The 623-nt window shown below is 49.8% G+C and carries 1 pseudogene; it reads left to right on the top strand.

From position 1 onward, the window contains the following. A pseudogene (locus OQV04_RS24840) lies at positions 1-623 on the top strand (exonuclease); the annotation flags it as partial.

Here is a 623-nt window from a genome sequence, read left to right on the forward strand (position 1 = left end):
GATCCGATGAACGTCACTTTTGACAAGCTGGCCCCTGAAGTACAGAACGCTGTCATGGTTAAGTTCGACACATGTGAAAACATCACCGTTGATATGGTGATTAGCGCGCAGGAATTGTTGCAGGAAGACATGGCAACATTCGACGGACATATCGTTGAAGCGTTGATGAAAATGCCAGAAGTTAACGCCATGTATCCGGAGCTTAAGCTGCATGCCATCGGGTGGGTTAAGCATAAATGTAAGCCTGGTGCCAAATGGCCCGAAATTCAGGCAGAGATGCGCATCTGGAAAAAACGTCGCGAAGGTGAACGCAAGGAAACCGGAAAATACACGTCTGTTGTTGATCTCGCCCGCGCCAGAGCCAATCAACAGAACACTGAAAATTCAACAGGAAAAATCAACCCGGTCATTGCTGCCATTCATCGCGAATACAAGCAGACATGGAAAACACTGGATGACGAACTGGCCTACGCTCTCTGGCCTGGTGATGTGGATGCCGGAAACATTGACGGCAGCATCCATCGCTGGGCAAAAAATGAAGTTATCGACAACGACCGCGAAGACTGGAAGCGTATCTCGGCATCAATGCGCAAACAGCCTGATGCCCTTCGCTACGACCGCCA

This window comes from Escherichia sp. Lx600-2, assembly GCF_036662595.1.
GTDB classification, from domain to species: Bacteria; Pseudomonadota; Gammaproteobacteria; order Enterobacterales; family Enterobacteriaceae; genus Escherichia; species Escherichia coli.